The sequence below is a fragment of the Streptomyces sp. IBSNAI002 genome (assembly GCF_052244475.1).
Lineage (GTDB): Bacteria > Actinomycetota > Actinomycetes > Streptomycetales > Streptomycetaceae > Streptomyces.
This window is the reverse complement of record NZ_JBQPXG010000002.1, coordinates 1,439,743-1,460,033: the sequence shown is the minus strand read 5'-3', so window position 1 is coordinate 1,460,033 and position 20,291 is coordinate 1,439,743. Positions and strand designations below refer to the sequence as shown.

At 71.4% G+C, this 20,291-nt stretch carries 22 protein-coding genes; 14 read left to right on the top strand and 8 right to left on the bottom strand.

Annotation, left to right across the window (positions count from 1 at the left end; translation table 11 throughout):
- Positions 1 to 787 precede the first annotated feature (787 nt).
- From ACTVZO_RS07080 to ACTVZO_RS07040, 9 genes are all read left to right on the top strand, one after another.
- Positions 788 to 1,198, top strand: a complete 411-nt coding sequence (locus ACTVZO_RS07080) for a helix-turn-helix transcriptional regulator (RefSeq protein WP_365953927.1) — start codon at positions 788 to 790, stop codon at positions 1,196 to 1,198.
- A gap of 188 nt (positions 1,199 to 1,386) precedes the next feature.
- Entirely contained in the window at positions 1,387 to 2,514 is a 1,128-nt protein-coding gene (locus tag ACTVZO_RS07075) for a tyrosine-type recombinase/integrase (RefSeq protein ID WP_443303071.1), read from the top strand.
- Between the two features lie 79 nt (positions 2,515 to 2,593).
- Positions 2,594 to 3,430, top strand: coding sequence for a HipA family kinase (locus ACTVZO_RS07070; protein WP_443303070.1), 837 nt, complete (start codon positions 2,594 to 2,596; stop codon positions 3,428 to 3,430).
- The gene (locus ACTVZO_RS07065; RefSeq protein ID WP_443297557.1) at positions 3,427 to 3,810 is read left to right on the top strand and encodes a DUF3037 domain-containing protein; all 384 of its coding nucleotides are present in this window, start codon (positions 3,427 to 3,429) and stop codon (positions 3,808 to 3,810) included. Before ACTVZO_RS07070 ends, ACTVZO_RS07065 begins: the two co-directional genes overlap by 4 nt.
- A gap of 120 nt (positions 3,811 to 3,930) precedes the next feature.
- Positions 3,931 to 4,692, top strand: coding sequence for a 3-oxoacyl-ACP reductase FabG (fabG, locus tag ACTVZO_RS07060; protein ID WP_266610951.1), 762 nt, complete (start codon positions 3,931 to 3,933; stop codon positions 4,690 to 4,692).
- A 28-nt stretch (positions 4,693 to 4,720) separates the two neighbouring features.
- On the top strand, positions 4,721 to 5,485 hold the full coding sequence (locus ACTVZO_RS07055; RefSeq protein WP_443297556.1) for an SDR family oxidoreductase: 765 nt from the start codon (positions 4,721 to 4,723) through the stop codon (positions 5,483 to 5,485).
- Between the two features lie 152 nt (positions 5,486 to 5,637).
- Positions 5,638 to 7,221, top strand: a complete 1,584-nt coding sequence (locus tag ACTVZO_RS07050) for an ABC transporter substrate-binding protein (RefSeq protein WP_443297555.1) — start codon at positions 5,638 to 5,640, stop codon at positions 7,219 to 7,221.
- 110 nt (positions 7,222 to 7,331) lie between these two features.
- The gene (locus tag ACTVZO_RS07045) at positions 7,332 to 8,000 is read left to right on the top strand and encodes a uracil-DNA glycosylase (protein ID WP_443303069.1); all 669 of its coding nucleotides are present in this window, start codon (positions 7,332 to 7,334) and stop codon (positions 7,998 to 8,000) included.
- Between the two features lie 95 nt (positions 8,001 to 8,095).
- Complete coding sequence (locus ACTVZO_RS07040) at positions 8,096 to 8,608, top strand: hypothetical protein (protein ID WP_443303068.1); 513 nt, start codon at positions 8,096 to 8,098, stop codon at positions 8,606 to 8,608.
- Between the two features lie 16 nt (positions 8,609 to 8,624).
- Here the strand turns inward: ACTVZO_RS07040 and ACTVZO_RS07035 are convergent, their stop codons facing one another.
- Positions 8,625 to 9,164 carry a hypothetical protein gene (locus tag ACTVZO_RS07035; RefSeq protein ID WP_443297554.1) on the bottom strand — a complete coding sequence of 180 codons (540 nt, stop codon included), beginning with the start codon at positions 9,162 to 9,164 and terminating at the stop codon, positions 8,625 to 8,627.
- A gap of 72 nt (positions 9,165 to 9,236) precedes the next feature.
- Positions 9,237 to 9,764, bottom strand: coding sequence for a DinB family protein (locus tag ACTVZO_RS07030; protein WP_443297553.1), 528 nt, complete (start codon positions 9,762 to 9,764; stop codon positions 9,237 to 9,239).
- An 84-nt stretch (positions 9,765 to 9,848) separates the two neighbouring features.
- Between ACTVZO_RS07030 and ACTVZO_RS07025 the strand changes: the two genes are divergently transcribed.
- A complete protein-coding gene (locus ACTVZO_RS07025) occupies positions 9,849 to 10,754 on the top strand; it encodes a Gfo/Idh/MocA family protein (protein ID WP_443297552.1) in 906 nt (301 codons plus the stop codon).
- Here ACTVZO_RS07025 and lnt read toward each other — a convergent pair.
- From lnt to ACTVZO_RS07000, 5 genes are all read right to left on the bottom strand, one after another.
- Positions 10,699 to 12,264: an apolipoprotein N-acyltransferase gene (lnt, locus tag ACTVZO_RS07020; RefSeq protein ID WP_443297551.1), complete on the bottom strand. Its 1,566-nt coding sequence runs from the start codon at positions 12,262 to 12,264 to the stop codon at positions 10,699 to 10,701. The two genes, ACTVZO_RS07025 and lnt, sit on opposite strands and share 56 nt — an antisense overlap.
- 72 nt (positions 12,265 to 12,336) lie before the next feature.
- The gene (locus ACTVZO_RS07015; RefSeq protein WP_443297550.1) at positions 12,337 to 12,804 is read right to left on the bottom strand and encodes a nuclear transport factor 2 family protein; all 468 of its coding nucleotides are present in this window, start codon (positions 12,802 to 12,804) and stop codon (positions 12,337 to 12,339) included.
- Positions 12,805 to 12,874: 70 nt separating this feature from the next.
- Positions 12,875 to 13,051: a hypothetical protein gene (locus tag ACTVZO_RS07010; protein ID WP_443297549.1), complete on the bottom strand. Its 177-nt coding sequence runs from the start codon at positions 13,049 to 13,051 to the stop codon at positions 12,875 to 12,877.
- Positions 13,052 to 13,164: 113 nt separating this feature from the next.
- Positions 13,165 to 14,043, bottom strand: coding sequence for an undecaprenyl-diphosphate phosphatase (locus ACTVZO_RS07005; RefSeq protein WP_443297548.1), 879 nt, complete (start codon positions 14,041 to 14,043; stop codon positions 13,165 to 13,167).
- A gap of 48 nt (positions 14,044 to 14,091) precedes the next feature.
- Positions 14,092 to 14,820, bottom strand: a complete 729-nt coding sequence (locus ACTVZO_RS07000; RefSeq protein ID WP_443297547.1) for a TVP38/TMEM64 family protein — start codon at positions 14,818 to 14,820, stop codon at positions 14,092 to 14,094.
- 49 nt (positions 14,821 to 14,869) lie between these two features.
- Between ACTVZO_RS07000 and ACTVZO_RS06995 the strand changes: the two genes are divergently transcribed.
- The 4 genes from ACTVZO_RS06995 to ACTVZO_RS06980 all read left to right on the top strand — a co-directional run bounded on the left by ACTVZO_RS06995 (position 14,870) and on the right by ACTVZO_RS06980 (position 18,879).
- On the top strand, positions 14,870 to 15,586 hold the full coding sequence (locus ACTVZO_RS06995) for a DNA alkylation repair protein (RefSeq protein ID WP_443297546.1): 717 nt from the start codon (positions 14,870 to 14,872) through the stop codon (positions 15,584 to 15,586).
- A 291-nt stretch (positions 15,587 to 15,877) separates the two neighbouring features.
- Positions 15,878 to 17,059: an elongation factor Tu gene (gene tuf / locus ACTVZO_RS06990; protein ID WP_443297545.1), complete on the top strand. Its 1,182-nt coding sequence runs from the start codon at positions 15,878 to 15,880 to the stop codon at positions 17,057 to 17,059.
- A 115-nt stretch (positions 17,060 to 17,174) separates the two neighbouring features.
- A complete protein-coding gene (locus ACTVZO_RS06985; protein ID WP_443297544.1) occupies positions 17,175 to 18,020 on the top strand; it encodes a patatin-like phospholipase family protein in 846 nt (281 codons plus the stop codon).
- Between the two features lie 67 nt (positions 18,021 to 18,087).
- A complete protein-coding gene (locus tag ACTVZO_RS06980; RefSeq protein ID WP_443303067.1) occupies positions 18,088 to 18,879 on the top strand; it encodes a spermidine synthase in 792 nt (263 codons plus the stop codon).
- 26 nt (positions 18,880 to 18,905) lie between these two features.
- Here the strand turns inward: ACTVZO_RS06980 and ACTVZO_RS06975 are convergent, their stop codons facing one another.
- Positions 18,906 to 20,246, bottom strand: coding sequence for an MFS transporter (locus ACTVZO_RS06975; protein WP_443297543.1), 1,341 nt, complete (start codon positions 20,244 to 20,246; stop codon positions 18,906 to 18,908).
- Positions 20,247 to 20,291 lie beyond the last annotated feature (45 nt).

Sequence of the window (20,291 nt, the reverse complement as noted above, 5' to 3'; positions counted from 1 at the left end):
CCCAGCTTCTGCAGCTGGTGGAGTGACCGCTCCCACTTGCCCTCAGGGGTCCGCATCAATGTGTCCTTCTCGGCGAAGAGGCCCGTTCGGCGTCGGATTCGCCCACGGCAGACGTAGAGATTGCCGAGAAGACTGGAACATTCGGCTAGTGGATGTCAACCTACAACACCCGTCGGAAGATCGGCGTGGATTCCGAGCCGGGCCGGGCGTCTAGCTCCGACTGTTCTCTGCCTCTTGTGCCCACCCGGGGGAGTCTCAGCTGTCTAACGTTGTCCATTTTGCATTTCGCTTGACCGCGCCAGCCCTGTTCGTCATCGGTGCGGGCTGTGCCGTATCTGGGAGTCTCTGCGATGAGTATGCGGTCGTTGCTCTATCGCTTTGTCTCTGCGTGTGCGCGGCCGCACTGTTTGCCGAGGTCCATATTCTGGAGGCGTACCGACGAGACCGAGCGCTCCTGATCTTCGTGGCGGCGTATCCCGGCTCTACCCCGTATCAGTCGGCCCAGGTTCTCGGGGGCGCAGTGCGGCGCGCGACTCAGGACTTCGGCCGGCTCTCCCGGGATGAACTGCTGGTTCCGGTCGTGGTGGGCGCGGACCCCGCTCATCGATCCTATCGGTTGGCGTCGTACGAGCAAGGCCGGGATGCCTGAGCGGCGGCAAACTGGCCACCCCTTCTCTACATAGCAGACGATCCCCGGTCAGCCAAACCGGGGATTCTCCAGATCATTGAAGGAGCTCGCACCGACTACTTGGCGGTGGGTGGTGTGGGCGTGTCGGCAACCTTCTTGATGTTCGTACGCGACTGCGCTTGGCGGTGGGGTTATGGCGAACGGGGTTGCGCGCGACCCGCACGCCCTTGCAGCCCCTGCAGAGAGAACTCCATGTCCATACCCACTCCTACGCATTCGCTACATTCAGCATTGGCTGCATCGGCCTCGGCAGGCGCAGTAGATGCATCATTCCTGAACGTAAGGGCCGCCGCTGCATACCTCGGCCTCTCGCCGCACACACTTTATGTCTGGCGCCACCGAAGGCACGGTCCGCCTAGTTTCCGTATGGGGCCCCGTGGGCGCGTCATGTACCGGCGGCAATCTCTGGACGCTTGGATCAATGAGCAGGAATGCGCGGACTCCCGTTCCAACCCTGCTCTGGACCCGTTGAACTCGCAGCCGCAGCGACGCGCTGGCTCCAGGGCGTGACGACTCGGACTGTTCGACACCCACATCTCAATTGAAAGAGGGCTGGATTGGCCGGCTATATCGAGGACCGTTGGATCAGGAAGACGAAGGATCCCGTTACTGGAAGGCGGGAAAAGACCGCACGCTACGGCAAGGGCAAGCGCTACAAGGTCGCTGGCATACCGGGGGTGCGGGACCGTTCCTTCGATGTGCTTGAGGACGCAAAGGCGTGGCTCCGGCGTACAGCCACAGACGAGGAGCGCGGCGAGTTCGTAGATCCGCGTGACGGGTCCATCACGCTAGCCGACTACATTGCGACGCATTGGGCGCCGGGGCGAGGTGGTGCTCCGAAGACCCAGGACGGCCAAGAGCGTAGAACTCGTCTCCATATCGTCCCGCACCTGGGCGAGATCCCGCTCCGGAACATCGCCGCAACGGATCTACGGGCGTTCATAACCACGCTGGGGTCTACAGTCTCGTCGATCGACTACCAGCGTGGCATCCTTTCGGAGCTTTCCTCCATTCTGGAGGCAGCTGTCGACGACAAGCGTCTCGTGCGCAACCCTATGCGCGCGAAATCTGTCCGGTGGCCCAAGTCGCCACGGGAGCGACGCGACGCGTGGCCGATGGCTACGGCACTTCGAGTCCGCGATGCCATCAACTCGCGGAACAGGATCGCCGTCGTAGTCGGCCTGGGGTGCGGCCTTCGCCAGGGCGAGGTGTTCGGACTGAGCCCGGAGGATATCGACTATGAACGCGGGGTTCTCCACGTTCGGCGGCAGGTGCAGGCCATTCATGGAAGGCTGTACCTCGCCCTGCCGAAGGGGAAGAAGGTCCGCAGCGTCGACATGCCCCGTGCGGTCGCCGAGGAGTTGAAGCGTCACATAGAGGCGTGTCCGCCAGTCGTGGTGGAGCTTCCGTGGGGGAAGCCGGATGGGGCGAGGAGGAAGGTCTCCTTGCTGCTTACTACGCGCTTTGGGAATGCCGTCGCGGTGAACACCTGGAACACCTATACCTGGAAGCCTGCTTTGGCCAAGGCCGGCGTCATCCCGCCACGTGCCGAGGGGGCGAAAGCCTGGCAGTGGGCGGCGGCCCCGAAGGACGGTTTCCACGTGCTTCGGCACACCTACGCTTCGATCATGTTGGAAGCGGGGGAGTCCGTCGTGACCCTGGCTCGGTGGCTCGGACACTCCTCGCCGGCGATCACCCTCGGTTACTATGCTCACTTCATGCCGGAAGCGGGCAGTAAGGGCCGAGGCACGCTCGACGGGCTCCTTGGGGAGCGGGGAGACCGGCCCGCCAGCCGAAACTCCCCAGATTCTCCCCAGCCCCGTTGACTGGTGATTCCTGCCCACGCGCTCCAGAGATGTAGTCCGTTGATTGCAAGGCTGAAAAGATGGGTGGCCTGGGAAAGTGTTGGAAGAGGTCGTAGCAACCCGCTACGTCACGCCCCTGCGTGAGGGCGGCTCGCTCCCGGGAATCGTCGAGGCCGACGATCTCGGGACCTACGTCATGAAATTCACCGGAGCCGGCCAGGGCCGCAAGACCCTGGTCGCCGAGGTCGTCTGCGGCCGCCTGGCCCAGCGGCTGGGCCTGCGGGTCCCGCGGCTGGTGCAGATGCAGCTCGACCCCGTCATCGGGCTCGGCGAGCCCGACCAGGAGGTGCAGGAGCTGCTCAAGGCCAGCGGCGGGCTGAACCTCGGCATGGACTACCTGCCCGGATCGATCGGCTTCGACCCGCTCGCCTACCAGGTGGACCCCGCCGAGGCGGGGCGCGTGGTCTGGTTCGACGCCCTGATCAACAACGTCGACCGGTCCTGGCGCAACCCGAACATGCTGGTCTGGCACGGGGACCTGTGGCTCATCGACCACGGCGCCACCATGATCTGGCACCACAACTGGCCCACCGCCCAGGCCGCCGCGGCCAAGCCCTACAACGCCTCCGACCACGTACTGGCCCCCGTGGGCCCGGACGTCGCGGCGGCGGCCGCCGCCCTCGCGCCGCTGGTCACCGAGGACCTGCTCACCGAGGTCACGGCAGACGTGCCCGACGAGTGGCTGGTGGACGAGCCCGGCTTCGACTCCACCGACGCGCTGCGCCGCGCCTACGTGGAGGCGCTGCTGCCGCGCGCGGCCACGATCCACGAGAGGATCTCGATGGAGGCCGAGGTGAAGCCGCGGTCGGGACCGCCCGGCTGGCTCGCCGAGCGCCTCGCCCCTCAGCCCCACCGGAAGAAGAGCGACAGCGAGTGATCAAGCGGGACGTGTTCGAGTACGCGCTGGTGCGCGTGGTACCCCGGATGGAACGCGGCGAGTGCTTCAACGCCGGCGTGATCGTCTACTGCCGGGCGCATTCCTACGTCGCCGCGCGCACCCACCTCGACGAGGCCAAGCTCCTCGCGCTGGATCCCGGGGCGGACGTGGCCGGGGTACGGGCCGCGCTGCGCGGGGTCGAAGGGCTGTGCAGCGGCGGCGCCGAAGCGGGGCAGGCGGCGGGTGACGACGCCGGCCGCCGCTTCCGCTGGCTGATCGCGCCGCGCAGCACGGTGGTGCAGCCGGGGCCGGTGCACACCGGCCTGACGGCCGATCCCGCAGCAGAGGTCGAGCGGCTGCTGGACCTGCTGGTCCGCTGACCGGGCTGGAACCATCGGCGTTGACACCGGGTGCCAGGGCTCCTAGCGTCTCCTCAGCTGAAGCTACTAAGCGGTTGCTCATTTCTGGGCGGCCGTTTCTCAAGGGCGAGGAGATCCAGCATGTCCACCACCGAGCAGCGCGTCGCGATCGTCACCGGGGCGGCCCGGGGCATCGGCGCGGCCACCGCCGTGCGCCTGGCCGCCGAGGGCCGGGCCGTCGCCGTACTCGACCTCGATGAGGCGGCCTGCAAGGACACCGTCGAGGCGATCACGGCGGCCGGCGGCAAGGCCCTCGCGGTCGGCTGCGACGTCTCGGACGGAGCGCAGGTGGAGGCGGCCGTGGCGCGCGTCGCGAGCGAGCTCGGCGCCCCGACGATCCTGGTCAACAACGCGGGCGTGCTGCGCGACAACCTGCTCTTCAAGATGAGCGAGACCGACTGGGACACGGTCATGAACGTGCACCTGCGCGGCGCCTTCCTGATGTCGAAGGCCTGTCAGAAGTACATGGTGGAGGCCAAGTTCGGCCGCATCGTGAACCTCTCCAGCAGCTCGGCGCTCGGCAACCGCGGCCAGGTCAACTACTCCGCCGCCAAGGCCGGTCTGCAGGGCTTCACCAAGACCCTGGCCATCGAGCTCGGCAAGTTCGGCGTCACCGCCAACGCCGTCGCCCCCGGCTTCATCGTCACCGAGATGACCGCCCAGACGGCCGCCCGCGTCGGCATGGGCTTCGAGGACTTCCAGGCGGCGGCTGCCACCCAGATCCCCGTCCAGCGCGTCGGCCGCCCCGACGACATCGCCAACGCCATCGCCTTCTTCACGGGCGAGGCCGCCGGCTTCGTCTCCGGCCAGGTCATGTACGTGGCCGGCGGCCCGCTCAACTGACGAGCTCACGAGAGGCAGGGCGTACGCCATGACCACGTACAACGGCAGCGACAGTGGCAAGGTCGCGCTGATCACCGGCGCGAGCCGCGGCATCGGATACGGCATCGCCGAGGCGCTGGTCGCCCGCGGCGACCGACTGTGCATCACCGGGCGCAACGAGGAGGCCCTCAAGGAAGCCGTGGAGCGCCTCGGCGCCGACCGGGTGATCGGGGTGGCGGGCAAGGCGCACGACGAGGCCCACCAGGCCGTCGCCGTCGAGCGCGCCATGGAGGCCTTCGGCCGGGTCGATTTCCTGGTGAACAACGCCGGCACCAATCCGGTATTCGGCCCGATCGCGGACCTGGACCTCGGGGTCGCGCGCAAGGTGTTCGAGACGAATGTGATCTCCGCGCTCGGTTTCGCCCAGCGGACCTGGCACGCCTGGCAGAAGGACAACGGCGGGGCGATCGTGAACATCGCCTCGATCGCCGGAGTCTCCGCCTCGCCCTTCATCGGCGCGTACGGGATGAGCAAGGCCGCCATGGTCAACCTCACCCTCCAGCTCGCGCACGAGATGGCGCCCGGGGTCCGGGTCAACGCGATCGCCCCGGCGGTGGTGAAGACGAAGTTCGCACAGGCGCTCTACGAGGGCCGGGAGCAGGAGGCCGCGGCCGCCTATCCGCTCGGCCGGCTCGGGGTCCCGGAGGACATCGGGGGAGCGGCCGCATTTCTCACATCTGCACAAGCGGAATGGATCACAGGGCAAACTCTGGTCGTTGACGGAGGAATGTTCCTCAATGCCGGAGTGCATTGACCGATAGTCGGACGCATTTGCCTCCGAAAGGGTGGCAAATGCATCCCTAATGTGCACGGAACCGGTCAAGTGCCTCACGAAACCTGCCCATTGGATTCGTGGGGCACTGCGGTAGGGTCTGCCGCACCCCTGGCTGATCGAGGAGCGTGCACGTGTTCAACCGGACCAGATGCCTGCAGATCACTGCGGCCCTTGCGTCCATATCCCTGCTCGCCGGTTGCGGCCTGCTTTCGGACGACAGTGCCGCGGATACGAAGCCGATCGTCGTCGGCACCACGAGCGCGCCCAGCACCCTCGACCCCGCAGCGGCATGGGACGGCTCCTGGGAGCTGTACCGGAACGTCTACCAGACCCTGCTGGCCTTCCCCACGGGCTCCACCAAGCCCCAGCCGGACGCCGCCCAGAGCTGCGAGTTCACGGACGCGCAGAACGAGTCGTACCGGTGCACCCTGCGCAAGGGCCTGAAGTTCTCCAACGGGGAGCCGCTCGACGCCAAGGCAGTCAAGCACTCCCTGGACCGGATCCGGACCATCGGCTCGAAGGTCGGTCCCAAGGACCTCTTCGGCTCCCTCGACAAGATCGAGACCCCGGACGCGCTGACCGTCGTCTTCCACCTGAAGACCCCCGACGCCACCTTCCCCTTCGTCCTCGGCTCGCCCGCCGCCTCGCTGGTCGCGCCCGGTGACTACCCGGCCGACAAGGTGCGCGAGGACGGCAAGGTCACCGGATCCGGCCCGTACGTGCTCGACTCCTACAAGGAGGGCAGCGAGGCCGTCCTCGGCCGCAACGGCAGCTACACCGGCTTCGCCAAGCGCCAGAACAACGCCGTGACCATCCGCTACTACACGGACTCGGCGAAGATGGTCTCCGACCTGAAGTCCAAGGGGATCGACGCGATCTACCGAGGCCTCGCGGCCTCCGAGATCACCGCGCTCCAGGGCTCCGACGGCGCCGCGAAGGGCGTTCAGGTCGTCGCGAACGTCGGAGCCGAGATCCGCTACCTGGTGTTCAACCCCAAGGACCCGGCCGTGGCCAAGCCCGCGGTCCGCCAGGCCATCGCCCAGGTCATCGACCGCGGCGCGCTCGTCTCCAAGGTCTACCAGGGCACCGCCGAGCCGCTGTACTCGATGGTTCCCAAGGGCGTAGTCGGCCACAAGACGCCCTTCTACGACAAGTACGGGCACGCGGACGTCGACGAGGCCAGGAAGATCCTCAAGGCGGCCGGGATCAACCAGCCGGTCGAGCTGACCTTCTGGTACACCACCGACCGGTACGGCTCCTCCACCGCCGAGGAGTTCACCGAGATCAAGCGCCAGCTGGACGAGAGCAACCTCTTCAAGATCAATCTGCGCAGCCAGCCCTGGAAGGCCTTCCAGGAGGGCTACAAGAACCAGGAGTACCCGGTCTTTGGCCGAGGCTGGTTCCCCGACTTCCCGGACCCCGACAACTTCATCGCACCGTTCATCGGCAAGGAGAACGCGGTCGGCACCCCGTACGAGCCGAACGAGATCCTGACCGACCTGCTGCCCAAGACCCGGCGCGAGGGCGACCGGTCGGCCGGTGTCCACGAGTTCGAGCGGGCCCAGCAGATCTTCGCCGAGGACGTCCGGCTGCTGCCCCTGTGGCAGGGCAAGCTGTACGTGGCCGCGCGGGACGACATCGCGGGCGCCGAGCGGGCGCTGGACCCGCAGACCGCGATGCAGATGTGGGAGTTCTACCGCAAGACCAGCTGGTAGCGGTGGCGGTGCGGGCGGCCGACGCGGGCGGCCGACGCGTTGTCAGTGGTCCCCGGTAGGTTCTGGAGCAGTTGCACGAACTTGTACCGGAGGTTGTCGCCGTGACCCAGATGCTGCCCGAGTCCTGGCTCCCCGTCCTCGGCGGGGAGCTGGACCAGCCCTACTTCAGGGAACTCACCGAGTTCGTCGAGAAGGAGCGGGCGAACGGGCCGGTCTACCCGCCCCGCGACCAGGTCTTCGCCGCCCTGGAGGCCACCCCCTTCGACCAGGTCAAGGTGCTGGTCCTCGGCCAGGACCCGTACCACGGCGCCGGCCAGGGGCACGGGCTGTGCTTCTCCGTGCAGCCGGGGGTCAAGACCCCGCCTTCGCTGCGCAACATCTACAAGGAGATGAAGGAGGAGCTCGGCCTCCCGGTCCCGGACAACGGGTACCTGATGCCGTGGGCCCGCCAGGGCGTCCTCCTGCTCAACGCGGTGCTCACCGTCCGCGAGGCCGAGCCCAACTCGCACAAGGGCAAGGGCTGGGAGAAGTTCACCGACGCGGTGATCCGTGCGGTGTCCGAGCGCCCCGATCCGGCCGTGTTCGTGCTCTGGGGCGCCTACGCCCAGAAGAAGATCCCGCTCATCGACGAGGAGCGGCACGTGATCGTCAAGGGCGCCCACCCCTCGCCGCTCTCGGCCAAGAAGTTCTTCGGCTCCCGGCCCTTCACCCAGATCGACGAGGCCATCGCCGCGCAGGGCCATGAGCCGATCGACTGGCGGATCCCGGACCTGGGCTGACCGCCCACCGCGCCTCGGCGCCATTGCCGGTGCCTCCGGCTAGCTTCTTGACGACCAGACCTGCGCAGGTCTGGCAGGACGAGCCGGAGGCCGCGGTGACGGAGCAGCAGGAGGCGTCGGAGGACGCCGTCATGACCAGGATCGGCCAGGCGGTCATCCTGCTGCACGCCGGGGACCGCGAGGAGGCCCGCAACCGGCTCGGCGCGATCTGGTCCGAGATCGGCGAGGAGGGCGACTGCCTCCACCGGTGCACGCTCGCCCACTACATGGCCGACGCCCAGGACGACCCCGGCGACGAGCTGGCCTGGGACCTGCGGGCCCTGACCGCCGCCGAGGCGCTGCGGGACGCGCCGCCCGCCTCCCCGGACCAGCATCCGGCGATGCGGGTGTTCTACCCGTCCCTGCACCTCAGCCTGGCCGCCGACTACGTGAAGCTCCAGCGGCCGGAAGCGGCCCGGATCCACCTGGCGCGGGCCCGCGCCGCCACCGGGGCACTGTCCGACGACGGGTACGGCAACGGCGTACGGGCCGCCATCGCCCGGCTGGAGCGGCGGCTCGCCGAGGACCCGGGGACCGGGCCCCGGCCGTTCCCGGAACAGTCCCCCTGAGGCAGGCCCCCGCGGGTCAGTCCCCCTGGACGCCCGCGCAGATGCGGGCCTCCGGGCTGTCGGGCTGCCACCGCCCGTGCCGGCGGCCCAGCGCGCACACGTCGGCGGGCCGTACCGGCAGCTCCTTCACCAGCTCCCGCTCCCGCCCGGCGTCGGGCCGGGGCCGACGGGGCCGGTCGCCGTCCTCACGGCCCGAAGCCGCTTCGGCGGGCCGGCGGGGCTCCGGGATGTCCGGGACCGGCGGCGGCGCATGCACGGGGCCGCCGGAGGCATCCTGGAGGGCGCGCTCGGCGGACCGGCGGGCGGGGGAGGGGGCCGCGGGCCGCGCCGGCTGCTCCGGGACCGTCTTCAGCGCCTCCAGCGCGGGAGCCTGGACCACCACGGGGGCGGGCGCCGGCCCGCCGCGCGGATCGTGGTGCGGCGGCAGCCCCGCGGCAGGGGCCCCGGCCGGCCGCACGGGGGCGGCGCCGGGGCTCACGTTCACGCATCCGGAGACGGCCGAGACGGCACAGGCGACTCCGAGCAGCAGCTTTGTCGTGGTTCGGGTTGGATGCACCCGCGCAACTCTGCTCCGTGAAGACCGCGTTGTGAAAACCCGGAGCCCATATTCACCCCGCACGGGTGACGACTAGTCGCCGGTTGCGCCGTCGATCCGCTCGCGCAGCAGGTCCGCGTGGCCATTGTGCCGCGCGTACTCCTCGATCATGTGGGTGTAGACCCACCGCAGGCTGAACACCTCGCCGCGGTGATGGCTCCCGGCCTCCGACACCAGGTCCAGCGAACGGCCCGCGGCCGCCTGCCGCGCCAGCTCGACCTCGGTCTGCCACACCCGCTCGGCCTCGGCCCAGGTGGCCTCCTCGCCGAAGTGGAAGTCGCCGTCCACGTCCTCGCTCGTGGAGTACAGCTCCGGCAGGTCCTCGCCGAGCAGGATCTCCCGGAACCAGTACCGCTCGACCTCGGCCATGTGCCGTACGAGGCCCAGCAGGCTCAGCTCGGACGGCGCGAGCGGCGTGCGGCGCAGCTGCTCGTCGGCGAGCCCCTCGCACTTCCAGACGAGGGTGGCGCGGTGGTAGTCGAGCCAGCCGTCCAGCATGTCGCGTTCGCCGGCGGTGGTGGAGGGCTCGTCGCGGTGTGATCCGGTGCTCGTGGTCGTCATGACGGCCATCCTCAGCGAACGAGGCCCCCGCCACCAGGGATTAAGCTGCGAGCGTCCCACAAGGAACGAACCAGGAGGCTCCCGGTGAAGGTCGGCTGCATCGGACTCGGCGACATCGCGCAGAAGGCGTACCTGCCCGTCCTCACCACCCGCCCGGAGATCGAGCTGCACCTGCAGACCCGTACCCCGGCCACACTGGAGCGGGTGGGCGCGATCCACCACCTCCCGGCCGGACGGCTGCACGCGGACCTCGACTCGCTGCTCGCCGAAGGGCTCGACGCGGCGTTCGTCCACGCCCCGACCGCCTCGCACCCCGAGATCGTCACGCGGCTGCTGGAGGCCGGCGTCCCGACGTACGTGGACAAGCCGCTCGCCTACGAGCTCGCGGACTCGGCGCGCCTGGTGGAACTGGCCGAGGAGCGCGGGGTTTCCCTGGCCGTCGGCTTCAACCGCCGCCACGCGCCCGGCTACACGCAGTGCGCGGACCACCCGCGCGACCTGATCGTCATGCAGAAGAACCGCGTCGGGCTGCCCGAGGACCCCCGCACGCTCGTGCTGGACGACTTCATCCACGTCGTGGACACCCTGCGCTTCCTGCTGCCGGGCGAAGCCGACCACATCGACGTCCGGGCCGTGGTGCGCGAGGGGCTCATGCACCAGGTGGTGCTCCAGATGTCTGGAGAAGGCTTCACCGCGCTCGGCATCATGAACCGGCAGTCCGGTTCCACCGAGGAGATCCTCGAGGTCTCCGGGCAGGACACCAAGCGGCAGGTCGTCAACCTCGCCGAGGTCATCGACCACAAGGGCCAGCCGACCGTGCGGCGGCGCGGGGACTGGGTGCCGGTCGCCCGCCAGCGCGGCATCGAGCAGGTGGTGGACGCCTTCCTGGAGGCCGTGGAGACGGGCAAGACGCTCAGCGCGCGCGACGCGCTGCTCACCCACGAGCTGTGCGAGCGGGTGGTGGGCTCGGTTCTGGGGCAGGCCTCCTGAGCGACCGGAGCCCTGCCGCGGCGCAGTAGGCCGCCAGCGCGGCGAGGGCCGCGGCCACCGCCCAGTCCCCGTAGCGGACGTAGGCGGTCGTGCCGACGGCGAGCGGGACCTCGTACACCCGCGCCGTGCTCGCGGAGACGGGCAGCGCCGGGCCGATCCGCTCCCCGGAGGGGCCGTGCACCGCGCTGACGCCCGTCAGGGTGGCGTGCACCACCGGGCGGCCGGTCTCGGCCGCCCGCAGCGCGGCCAGCGACGCGTGCTGGGCCGGGGCCCAGCTGTCCTGGAAGCTGGAGGTCGCCGACTGGGCGACGAGAAGCGCGGCCCCCGAGCGGACCAGGTGGCGGCTCATGTCGGGAAAGGCCGACTCGAAGCAGACCAGCGGGCCGAGGCGGACCCCCGGCAGGCCGTCCGGCCGGGCCGGCAGGTCCATCACCACCGGGGTGTCGCCCGGCACCCGGTCCTCGCCGGCCGCCTTGCCGACCGAGGTGGCCCAGCCGAGCAGGGCCCGGGCCGGTACGTACTCTCCGAAGGGGACCAGCCGCATCTTGTCGTAGCGGTCACCGGTCGGTCCCCGCGGGCCCACGAGCACCGCGCTCTTGCGGATCCCGGGGCCGTCGGCCGCGCGCGCGTCCACGTTGACCAGCAGCGGGGCCCCGACCCGCGCGGACAGCGAAGCCAGCCGTCCGGCCAGGTCCGGGCGGGCCGCGAGGTCCGCGCCGACGCTGCTCTCGCCCCACACCACCAGATCGACCTGCTGCCCCGACAGGTCCAGGGTGAGCCGCTCACCGGCGGCGAACCGCCGCTCGGCACTGTCCGGGCCGTCCGGCATCAGGCCCGGCTGTACGACGGCCACCCGCAGCCGCCCCGAGGCCTCGGGACCCGGCACCCACAGCCACACCATCCCCGTCAGCACCGCACACCCCGCCACCCCGGCCACCGCCGGGATCCGGGCCCGGGGCACGGCGATCAGCAGCACCAGCGCGCTGTTCACCGCCACCACCAGGAGGCTCACCAGCCACACCCCGCCCACGGAGGCCAGGCGCAGCGCGGGCGGCACCTGCCACTGGCTGGCCCCGAGCAGCCCCCACGGCCCGCCCAGCCCCTGCCAGGACCGGGCCAGCTCCGACAGCAGCCACCCCGCCGGTACGAGGACGAGCCCGGCCGCGGCCCGGCCCGGCGCCGGGATCCCGCCCAGCAGCTCCCGCACCAGCACGGCCCAGGGGATCCAGAGCAGGCCCAGCAGCGCGGCCACCGGCACCAGGAACACGTGCAGGCTCGGGAGCAGCCAGTGGTGGACGGCCACGATGAAGGCCGCCCCGCCCAGCCAGCCCTCCAGCACGGCCCGCCGCCCGGTGGGGGCCGACCTCAGCAGCAGCATCCAGGGCACGAGGGCCACGTACGCGAACCACCACAGCGCGGGCGCGGGGAAGGCGAGCGCGGGCAGGGCCCCCGCGGCGGCGGCGGCCGGCGCACGCCATCGCGGGGACCACCCTGACCGGATCGGGACCATGGCGCGCCTCCGCTTCCAGTGTGGGCAGTACGGGACGACCGCGCAGTGCCGGACGACCGCGCCCGGCCGGGCTCAGGCGGAGAGGTGCCGCCACTTCTCGTGCACGGTGACGCCGGTGAGCCGCCAGCCGTCGTACGTGCGCGCCAGCGCGAAGGTGTAGCGCCCGGCGGCGACGAAGTTGGGCGCGGTGAGCGTGCCGTCGAACTCCTCCCCCGCGAGCCGCATCGGATTGACGAAGTCCGCCCGCACCTCGGCACGGTCGCCCGGGGAGCCGTCCAGGACCTCCAGCCGCGTCAGCCGGTTGACGATCAGATGCTGACGTACAGGGAAGAGCTTCATGGTCTGCGCGAGCCAGTCGGCGACTTCCCCGGCCGGTCCCTCGATCCCGCCCGCCGAGCTGTAGTCGGCCCGCCCGGACGAGGTGAACAGGGCGCGGTAGGCCGCCCAGTCACCGTCGTCGACGGCCACCGCGTACCCCGAGACCACCTCGTCGATCGCCAGCCGGTCCATGACCGTGGCGAGGTCCACACGCTGCGTCATCGGGCAAGTGTGGGGCTGCGGAGGCACGAGGCCAAGGGGCGTGCGCGGACCGGATCTTCCCGCGGGCCCCTCAGTGTCCGGAATGCACCTCCCGCTGCCGGACCACGACCAGGAACGCGTCGCTGTCCAGATCCATCACCACCTCGGCCGGCACGCCCTCGCGCATCCGCTGGGCCGCGTACTCCTCGGCGGGCCAGCTTCCCCGCGGGCTTCCGGCCGGAAAACGTTCCAGAACCACTCGACGCATGGGACACCCCCTGCTTTTCGCCTTCAGGTCTCTCCTGGCACAACGACGCGGAGGCCGCCCGGGAACGTTCCCGGGCGGCCTCCGGTTCATGTGAAGCGGTGAGCGTGGTCCCTCTACTGGCCGGACTCGCCGGCGTGCGGGCTCAGTACGTCCGTGCCGACCAGCACGAACAGGACGATGCCCAGCAGGATCCGGTAGATCACGAAGGGCATGAAGCTCTTGGTGGAAATGAACTTCATGAACCATGCGATGACCGCGTAGCCGACGAAGAACGCGATGACCGTCGCGAAGATCGTCGGACCCCAGGAGATGTGGCCCGGGTTCTCCGCCACGTCCTTCAACTCGAACGCCCCCGAGGCCAGCACGGCCGGGATCGCCAGGAGGAAGGAGTAACGGGCCGCGGCCTCACGCGTGAAGCCCAGCAGCAGACCGCCGGAGATCGTCGCACCGGAGCGGGAGACGCCCGGGATCAGTGCCATGGCCTGGCACAGGCCGAAGACCAGGCCGTCCTTCACGCCCAGTTCGCTCAGCGTCTTGCGCTCGCGGATGGCGCGGTGCCGGCCGCCCTCCTCGTCCCGGGCCGCCAGCCGGTCGGCGATGCCCAGCACGATGCCCATCACGATCAGCGTGGTGGCGATCAGGCGCAGGTCGCGGAACGGACCCTCGATGTGGTCCTTCAGCGTGATGCCGAGGACGCCGATCGGAATCGAGCCGACGATGACCAGCCAGCCCATCTTGGCGTCCTGCTCGGACCGCAGCGACTTCGTGTACAGCGAGCGGGTCCAGGTGGAGACGATCCGCGCGATGTCCTTGCGGAAGTAGATCAGTACGGCGGCTTCGGTGCCGATCTGCGTGATGGCGGTGAAGGCCGCTCCCGGATCGTGCCAGCCGGCGAAAGCCGCGGTCAGCCGCAGGTGCGCGCTGGAGGAGATCGGGAGGAACTCCGTAAGCCCCTGGACGAGACCGAGGATTAGGGATTCGAACCAGCTCATGTCGGGGTGCGCTCGTCCTTGTGATCGTCGGGCAGTTCGGGTCCGATGCTAGGGCCCGTGCGAGGCGCCGGTGACCACAGGGGGGTGCTGGGGCGCCAGTGCGCACGCCGCCGCGGGGATCTTGGCCGGTGCCAGACGGTGCCGCTTGCGCCACGCGACCGCTCCGGCGCCCACGACGGAGACCACGATGAAGCCGAACGAGACGAGGAAGGCGGGCGACCCGGGGGAGGAGGCACTGGCCCCCGCGACCACGTACGCGGTGGTGTTCGGGACGACCCCCAGCGCCGTGGCGCCCAGGAACGGCAGCCATCCGCAGCGCGACACCGCCGCGCAGTAGTTGGCCACGACGAAGGGCACCCCGGGGAAGAGCCGCACGGCGAGCATCGAACGGAACCCGTGCCGGCTGAGCTGGCCGTCGGCCGCCTGGAGCCAGCGTCCGCGCAGGTACGGGCGCAGCGCCTGCTGGCCCATGACACGGCCCAGGCCGAAGGCGATGCCGGCACCGAGCACGGTGCCGCCGACCGCGGCGACGAGGCCGAACTGGGTGCCGAAGACGGCTCCCGCGGCCAGGTTGAGCAGGGGGCGGGGCACGAAGGCCGCCGCGCACACCCCGTACCCGGCGGCGAACAGCACCACCGCCGTGCCCACCGGCAGGCCCGGGGGCCAGCCCTCCGACAGCACGCGCTGCGGCTCGTACAGCAGCACGCACGCGCCCGCCGCCAGCAGCAGCACGACGAGCAGCGACAGCCGGGTCCACGGCGCGAGGAGGAGGGACATCCCGGGAGACTAGCCCAGGTATGCGGCGGTGCGCCGTAATCTGGGCCTCATGCTGTCGAACGACCGGCGACCTCCCAGCGTGCCGCCGAGCGCCCTCGCGGACACCCTCCTGGAGCGGCTGACCGGGACGTACGCGGCGGCCGCCGACTCCGGCCGGGCACGGGCCATGACCGCCTACATGAAGGACGCCGCGCCCTTCCTCGGCATCCCCACCCCGCTGCGCCGCGAGCTGTCGAAGGCAGTGACCAAGGACACGCCCCGGCCGTCCGAGGCGGACTGCGCGGCGCTCGCGCTGCGCTGCTGGCAGCTCCCGGAGCGTGAGTACCACTACTTCGCGGTGGACTACCTGCGCCGGTACGTCTCCCGCTGCTCCTCCGGACTGCTGCCGGTGGCCCGGCACCTGGTCACCACCGTCCCGTGGTGGGACACGGTCGACCTGCTGGCCGCGCACACGGTGGGCCCGCTGGTGGCCGCCGACCCGGCGCGGGCGGCCGTGATGGACGAGTGGATCGGCGACGAGGACCTCTGGCTCGCCCGCACCGCCCTGCTCCACCAGCTCCGCTACAAGTCCGCCACCGACACCGGCCGGCTCTTCGGCTACTGCCGGGCGCAGGCGGGCCACCCGGACTTCTTCATCCGCAAGGCCATCGGCTGGTGCCTGCGGGAGTACGCGAAGACGGACCCGGACGCGGTGCGGTCGTTCGTCGAGGCCGAACGGGGCTCGCTGTCCCCGCTGTCCGTGCGCGAGGCGCTCAAGAACCTCTGAGCGCGCGGACGTTCGCGCGCCTCCACCCGGGCGGTAATTCATTCGACGGGCCGGGCCCCGTCCGGCAGGATCAGGGGCATGTCCCGGTACGCCTTCCCCGTCGCACCGTCCGCAGTCGCGGACGCGCCGAAGGCTGCCGTGCCCGCAGGGGCGTTCGCAGAGGCATTCCCCTTCGCCGCATTCGACGGCGCACGAAGCTGACCCTTCCCGGATCGTCCGGCGGACCCCACAGGGGGAGGGTCGGCTCGATCCAGGGGTCCCGTTCCGGCTTCGAAGATACGGGAAGACGTCATGGCCAAGACGGCCTTCGTGCGGACCAAGCCGCACCTCAACATCGGCACCATGGGTCACGTCGACCACGGCAAGACCACCCTCACCGCCGCCATCACCAAGGTCCTCGCCGAGCGCGGGGGCGCCTCCTTCGTGCCGTTCGACCGCATCGACCGGGCCCCCGAGGAGGCCCGGCGCGGGATCACCATCAACCTCACGCACGTCGAGTACGAGACGGACACCCGCCACTACGCCCACGTGGACATGCCGGGCCACGCCGACTACATCAAGAACATGGTCACCGGCGCGGCGCAGCTCGACGGGGCGATCCTCGTCGTCTCCGCGCTCGACGGGGTCATGCCCCAGACCGCCGAGCACGTGCTCCTCGCCCGGCAGGTCGGCGTCGACCACATCGTGGTGGCGCTGAACAAGGCCGACGCCGGGGACCCCGAGCTGACCGACCTGGTCGAGCTGGAGGTCCGCGAGCTGCTCAGCTCGCACGGCTACGGCGGCGACGGCGCGCCGGTCGTACGGGTCTCCGGACTCCGGGCGCTCGAGGGCGACCCGCGGTGGACCGGGGCGATCCAGGCGCTGCTGGACGCGGTGGACACGTACGTGCCGACGCCCCAGCGGTACACGGACGCGCCGTTCCTGCTGCCGGTGGAGAACGTGCTCACCATCACCGGCCGCGGCACCGTCGTGACCGGCGCCGTCGAGCGCGGCACCATCCGCCTCGGCGACCGCGTCAGCCTGCTCGGCGGGGACGGCGCCGGTGACCCCGTGGTGGTCACCGGGCTGGAGACCTTCGGCAAGCCGATGGAGTCCGCGGAGGCGGGCGACAACGTCGCCCTGCTGCTGCGCGGGGTGCAACGCGACCAGGTGCGCCGGGGCGACGTGGTGGCGGCGCCGGGCAGCGTGGCGCCCCGGCGGCGCTTCACCGCGCAGGTGTACCTGCTGTCCGCACGCGAGGGCGGGCGCGGCACCCCGGTCGCCACCGGCTACCGGCCGCAGTTCTACGTCCGCACCGCCGACGTGGTCGGGGACGTGGACCTGGGAGAGGCGGGCACGGCCAGGCCGGGGGAGACGGTCACCATGACCGTCGAGCTCGGGCGGGACGTCCCGCTGGAGTCGGGGCTCGGCTTCGCGATCCGCGAGGGCGGGCGGACCGTCGGCGCAGGGACGGTGACGGCCGTGCTCGGCTGATCTCCGCTGATCCGCTGATCTGCGGTCCCGGCCGGTCCCGACCCCGCCGTGGTGGCGGCAGTCCGCTTGCGCGAGACTGCCGTCACCACAGGCGTCGGCGGAGGGGTGGGCGGACATGGGCGGCGACACGGCACTGGTGCTCGGCGGCGGGGGACTGACCGGCATCGGCTGGGAGTGCGGCATGCTCTACGGGCTCGCCCGCGCGGGCGTGGACCTCACCACCGCCGACCTCGTGGTCGGCACCTCGGCGGGATCGGTGGTCGGCGCCCAGATCGGCTCCGGTCTCACCCCGCAGGAGCTGTACGAGCGCCAGCTCGGCGATGCCTCCGGGGAGAGCGCGGCGAAGCTGGGGGCGGGCGTCATCGCCCGCTACGCGCTGGCGATGGCGCGCTCCCGCAGCGACGCGACCGCCTACCGCCGGCGGGTGGGCGCCATGGCCCTGGCCGCGGACACCGGCCCCGAGGCGGAGCGCCGCAAGGTGCTGGCGGCCCGGCTGGTCTCGCACGAGTGGCCCGACCGGCGCCTCGTCGTCACCGCGGTCGACGCGCTGAGCGGTGAGCTCAAGGCCTTCGACCGGGAGAGCGGCGGCGGACTGGTCGACGCGGTCGCGGCGAGCTGCGCCGTGCCCGGGGTGTGGCCCCCGGTGACGGTCGGCGAACGCCGCTTCATCGACGGCGGAATCCGCTCGGCCACCAACGCCGACCTCGCGGCCGGCTACGCGCGCGTGGTCGTCATCGCCCCGATCTCGCTCGGCTCGGGGCTCGTCCCCTCACCCGCCGCGCAGGCCGCGGAGCTGCGCGCGGCCGGCGCCCGGGTGCTGCTGATCACCCCGTCGCCCGCGGCCCGCAAGGCCTTCGGGCGCAACGTCCTGGACCCGGCCCGGCGCGACCCTGCCGCACGGGCCGGGCTGGCGCAGGCCGCCGAGCACGCGGCCGGGGCGGCCGCCGTCTGGTCGGCCTGACAATGGTGCGGTGAGCGACGAACAGATCCCGGTGATCCGGGACGTGGACCAGGGCACCGCCAAGCTGATGCCGGACGTGGACCGGGAGCGGGCCTGGCTGCTGACCGTCGACGGGGCGCCGCAGTCGTACGTGGACCTGGACGACCCGGAGCACCTGGAGTTCGAGTACGTACGCCGCCTCGCACACGTCCTGGACTGCGCGGCCGGGCCGGGGCTCGCGCTGGACCTGCTGCACCTGGGCGGCGGCGCCCTGACCCTGCCCCGCTACGCCGCGGCGACGCGGGCGGGCTCCCGGCAGACGGTGGTGGAGTTCGACACGGGTCTGGTCGAGCTGGTCGCGGGGCACCTGCCGCTGGCGGAGGAGTCGGGTGTCACCGTGCACGCCGCCGACGCCCGGACCTGGCTGGCCGCGGCGCCCGCCGGGAGCACGGACGTGATCGTCGCCGACGTGTTCGGCGGTTCGCGGGTGCCGGCCCAGCTGACGTCGGTGGAGTACGCGCGGGAGGCGGCGCGGGTGCTGAGGCCCGGCGGGGTGTACGCGGCGAACCTGGCCGACGGGGCGCCGTTCGGATTCCTGCGGGCGCAGCTGGCCAATTTCGGCGCCGCGTTCGCGGAGCTCGCGCTGATCGCGGAGCCGGCGGTGCTGCGGGGGCGGCGGTTCGGGAACGCCGTGCTGCTGGCGTCCGACGCCCCCCTCGAAGTGGCCTCGCTGGCCCGGCGGTGTGCGGCGGACGCGTTTCCCGCCCGGGTGGAGCACGGGGATCGGCTGGCGCGGTTCATGCGGGGGGCCCTGCCGGTCGCCGACGCCGACGCGGTACCGTCCCCGGCTCCGCCGGAGGGCGCGTTCAGCCTGGGGTGAGCCGGTGAACCCTTCCGGTCACGGCACTAGGGAGCGACGGCGGGGCTGGGTGCGGCGGAGTCCGGGACCGCGGCGGCCGGGGTCGGGCCCGGGGTGGGCGGGAGGGAGCCGTGGTGCTTGGGTTCCCGGCGGGTCATGTGGCGGACGTCCGGGATCAGCAGGACCAGGGCGGTGGCCAGGACCACCAGGGCCGCGCAGCCCCACAGGGCCTCGGTGCGGCCGAAGGCGGACTCGGCCGGGCCGGCGAGGGCGGTGGCCAGCGGCAGCATCGACACCGAGCCGAACCAGTCGTAGGCGGAGACCCGGGAGAACTTGTCCTCCGGGATCTCCTGGTGCATCGTCGTCATCCAGTTCACGCCGAAGACCTCGATGGCCAGGCCGCTGACCAGCATCACCAGGCACAGGCCCCATACGGGGAGCGGCACGGCGAGGCCCGCCGACGGCAGCGCCAGCGGGAACACGCACAGCGTCCCGACCAGCAGCAGCCGGCGCGGTTTCCAGACCATCATCAGGACGGCGCCCACGATGGTGCCCGCGCCGAAGAAGCCCAGGGCCAGTCCCCAGGGCGCCGGCCCGCCCAGCTGGTCCCGGGCCACGAGCGGACCGTAGACCGCCTCCGCGGCGCCGACGACGGCGACCACGACGGAGAACTGGAGCACGATGCTCCACAGCCAGGGGCGGGTCTTGAACTCCACCCAGCCCTCGCGCAGGTCGGCCAGCAGGCCGCCGCCGGGCGCCCGGTCGGGGACGTGGCCGACGTCGAGGAAGGCCCGCAGGGCTGCCGCGACCGCGAAGGCGGCCGCGTCCACGGCCAGCACCCAGCCCGGACCGATCGCCGCGATCATCGCCCCGCCGAGGGCCGCGCCGCCGATGCCCGCGCCGTTCATCGCCATGCGGAAGAGCGCGAAGGCGCGGTTGGCGTGCTCGCCGGAGACGGTGGACAGGAGCATGCCCTCGGCCGCCGGGTTGAAGAAGGCCGTACCGGTGCCGCACAGCGCGGTCAGCAGCATCATCTGCCACAGCTGGGGGTCACCGGTGAGGACGAGTAGGGCGAACGCGGCCTGGGAGAGGCAGTTCAGGGCGTTGGCCGCGACCATCACGTGGTGGCGCGGCAGCCGGTCGGCGAGCGCGCCGCCGATGAGCAGGAACAGGACGAGCGGCAGCGTGCGGGCGGCGGCGACCAGGCCGACGTCGGAGCCCGATCCGCCGGCCTCCATCACCGCGAAGGCGGCGGCGATGAGCGCTCCGTGGCTGCCGAGGTTCGTCACGACCGCGGCACCCGTCAGCAGGGTGTAGTTGCGGCCGGCCCAGGCGGGCCGACGGCGGGGTGCGGGCGTGCGGGACGGTGCGGCGGGGGGAGAACTCACCCCCGGACTATCCCCGCCCCGGGCCCGGGAATCCAAACGGATTAC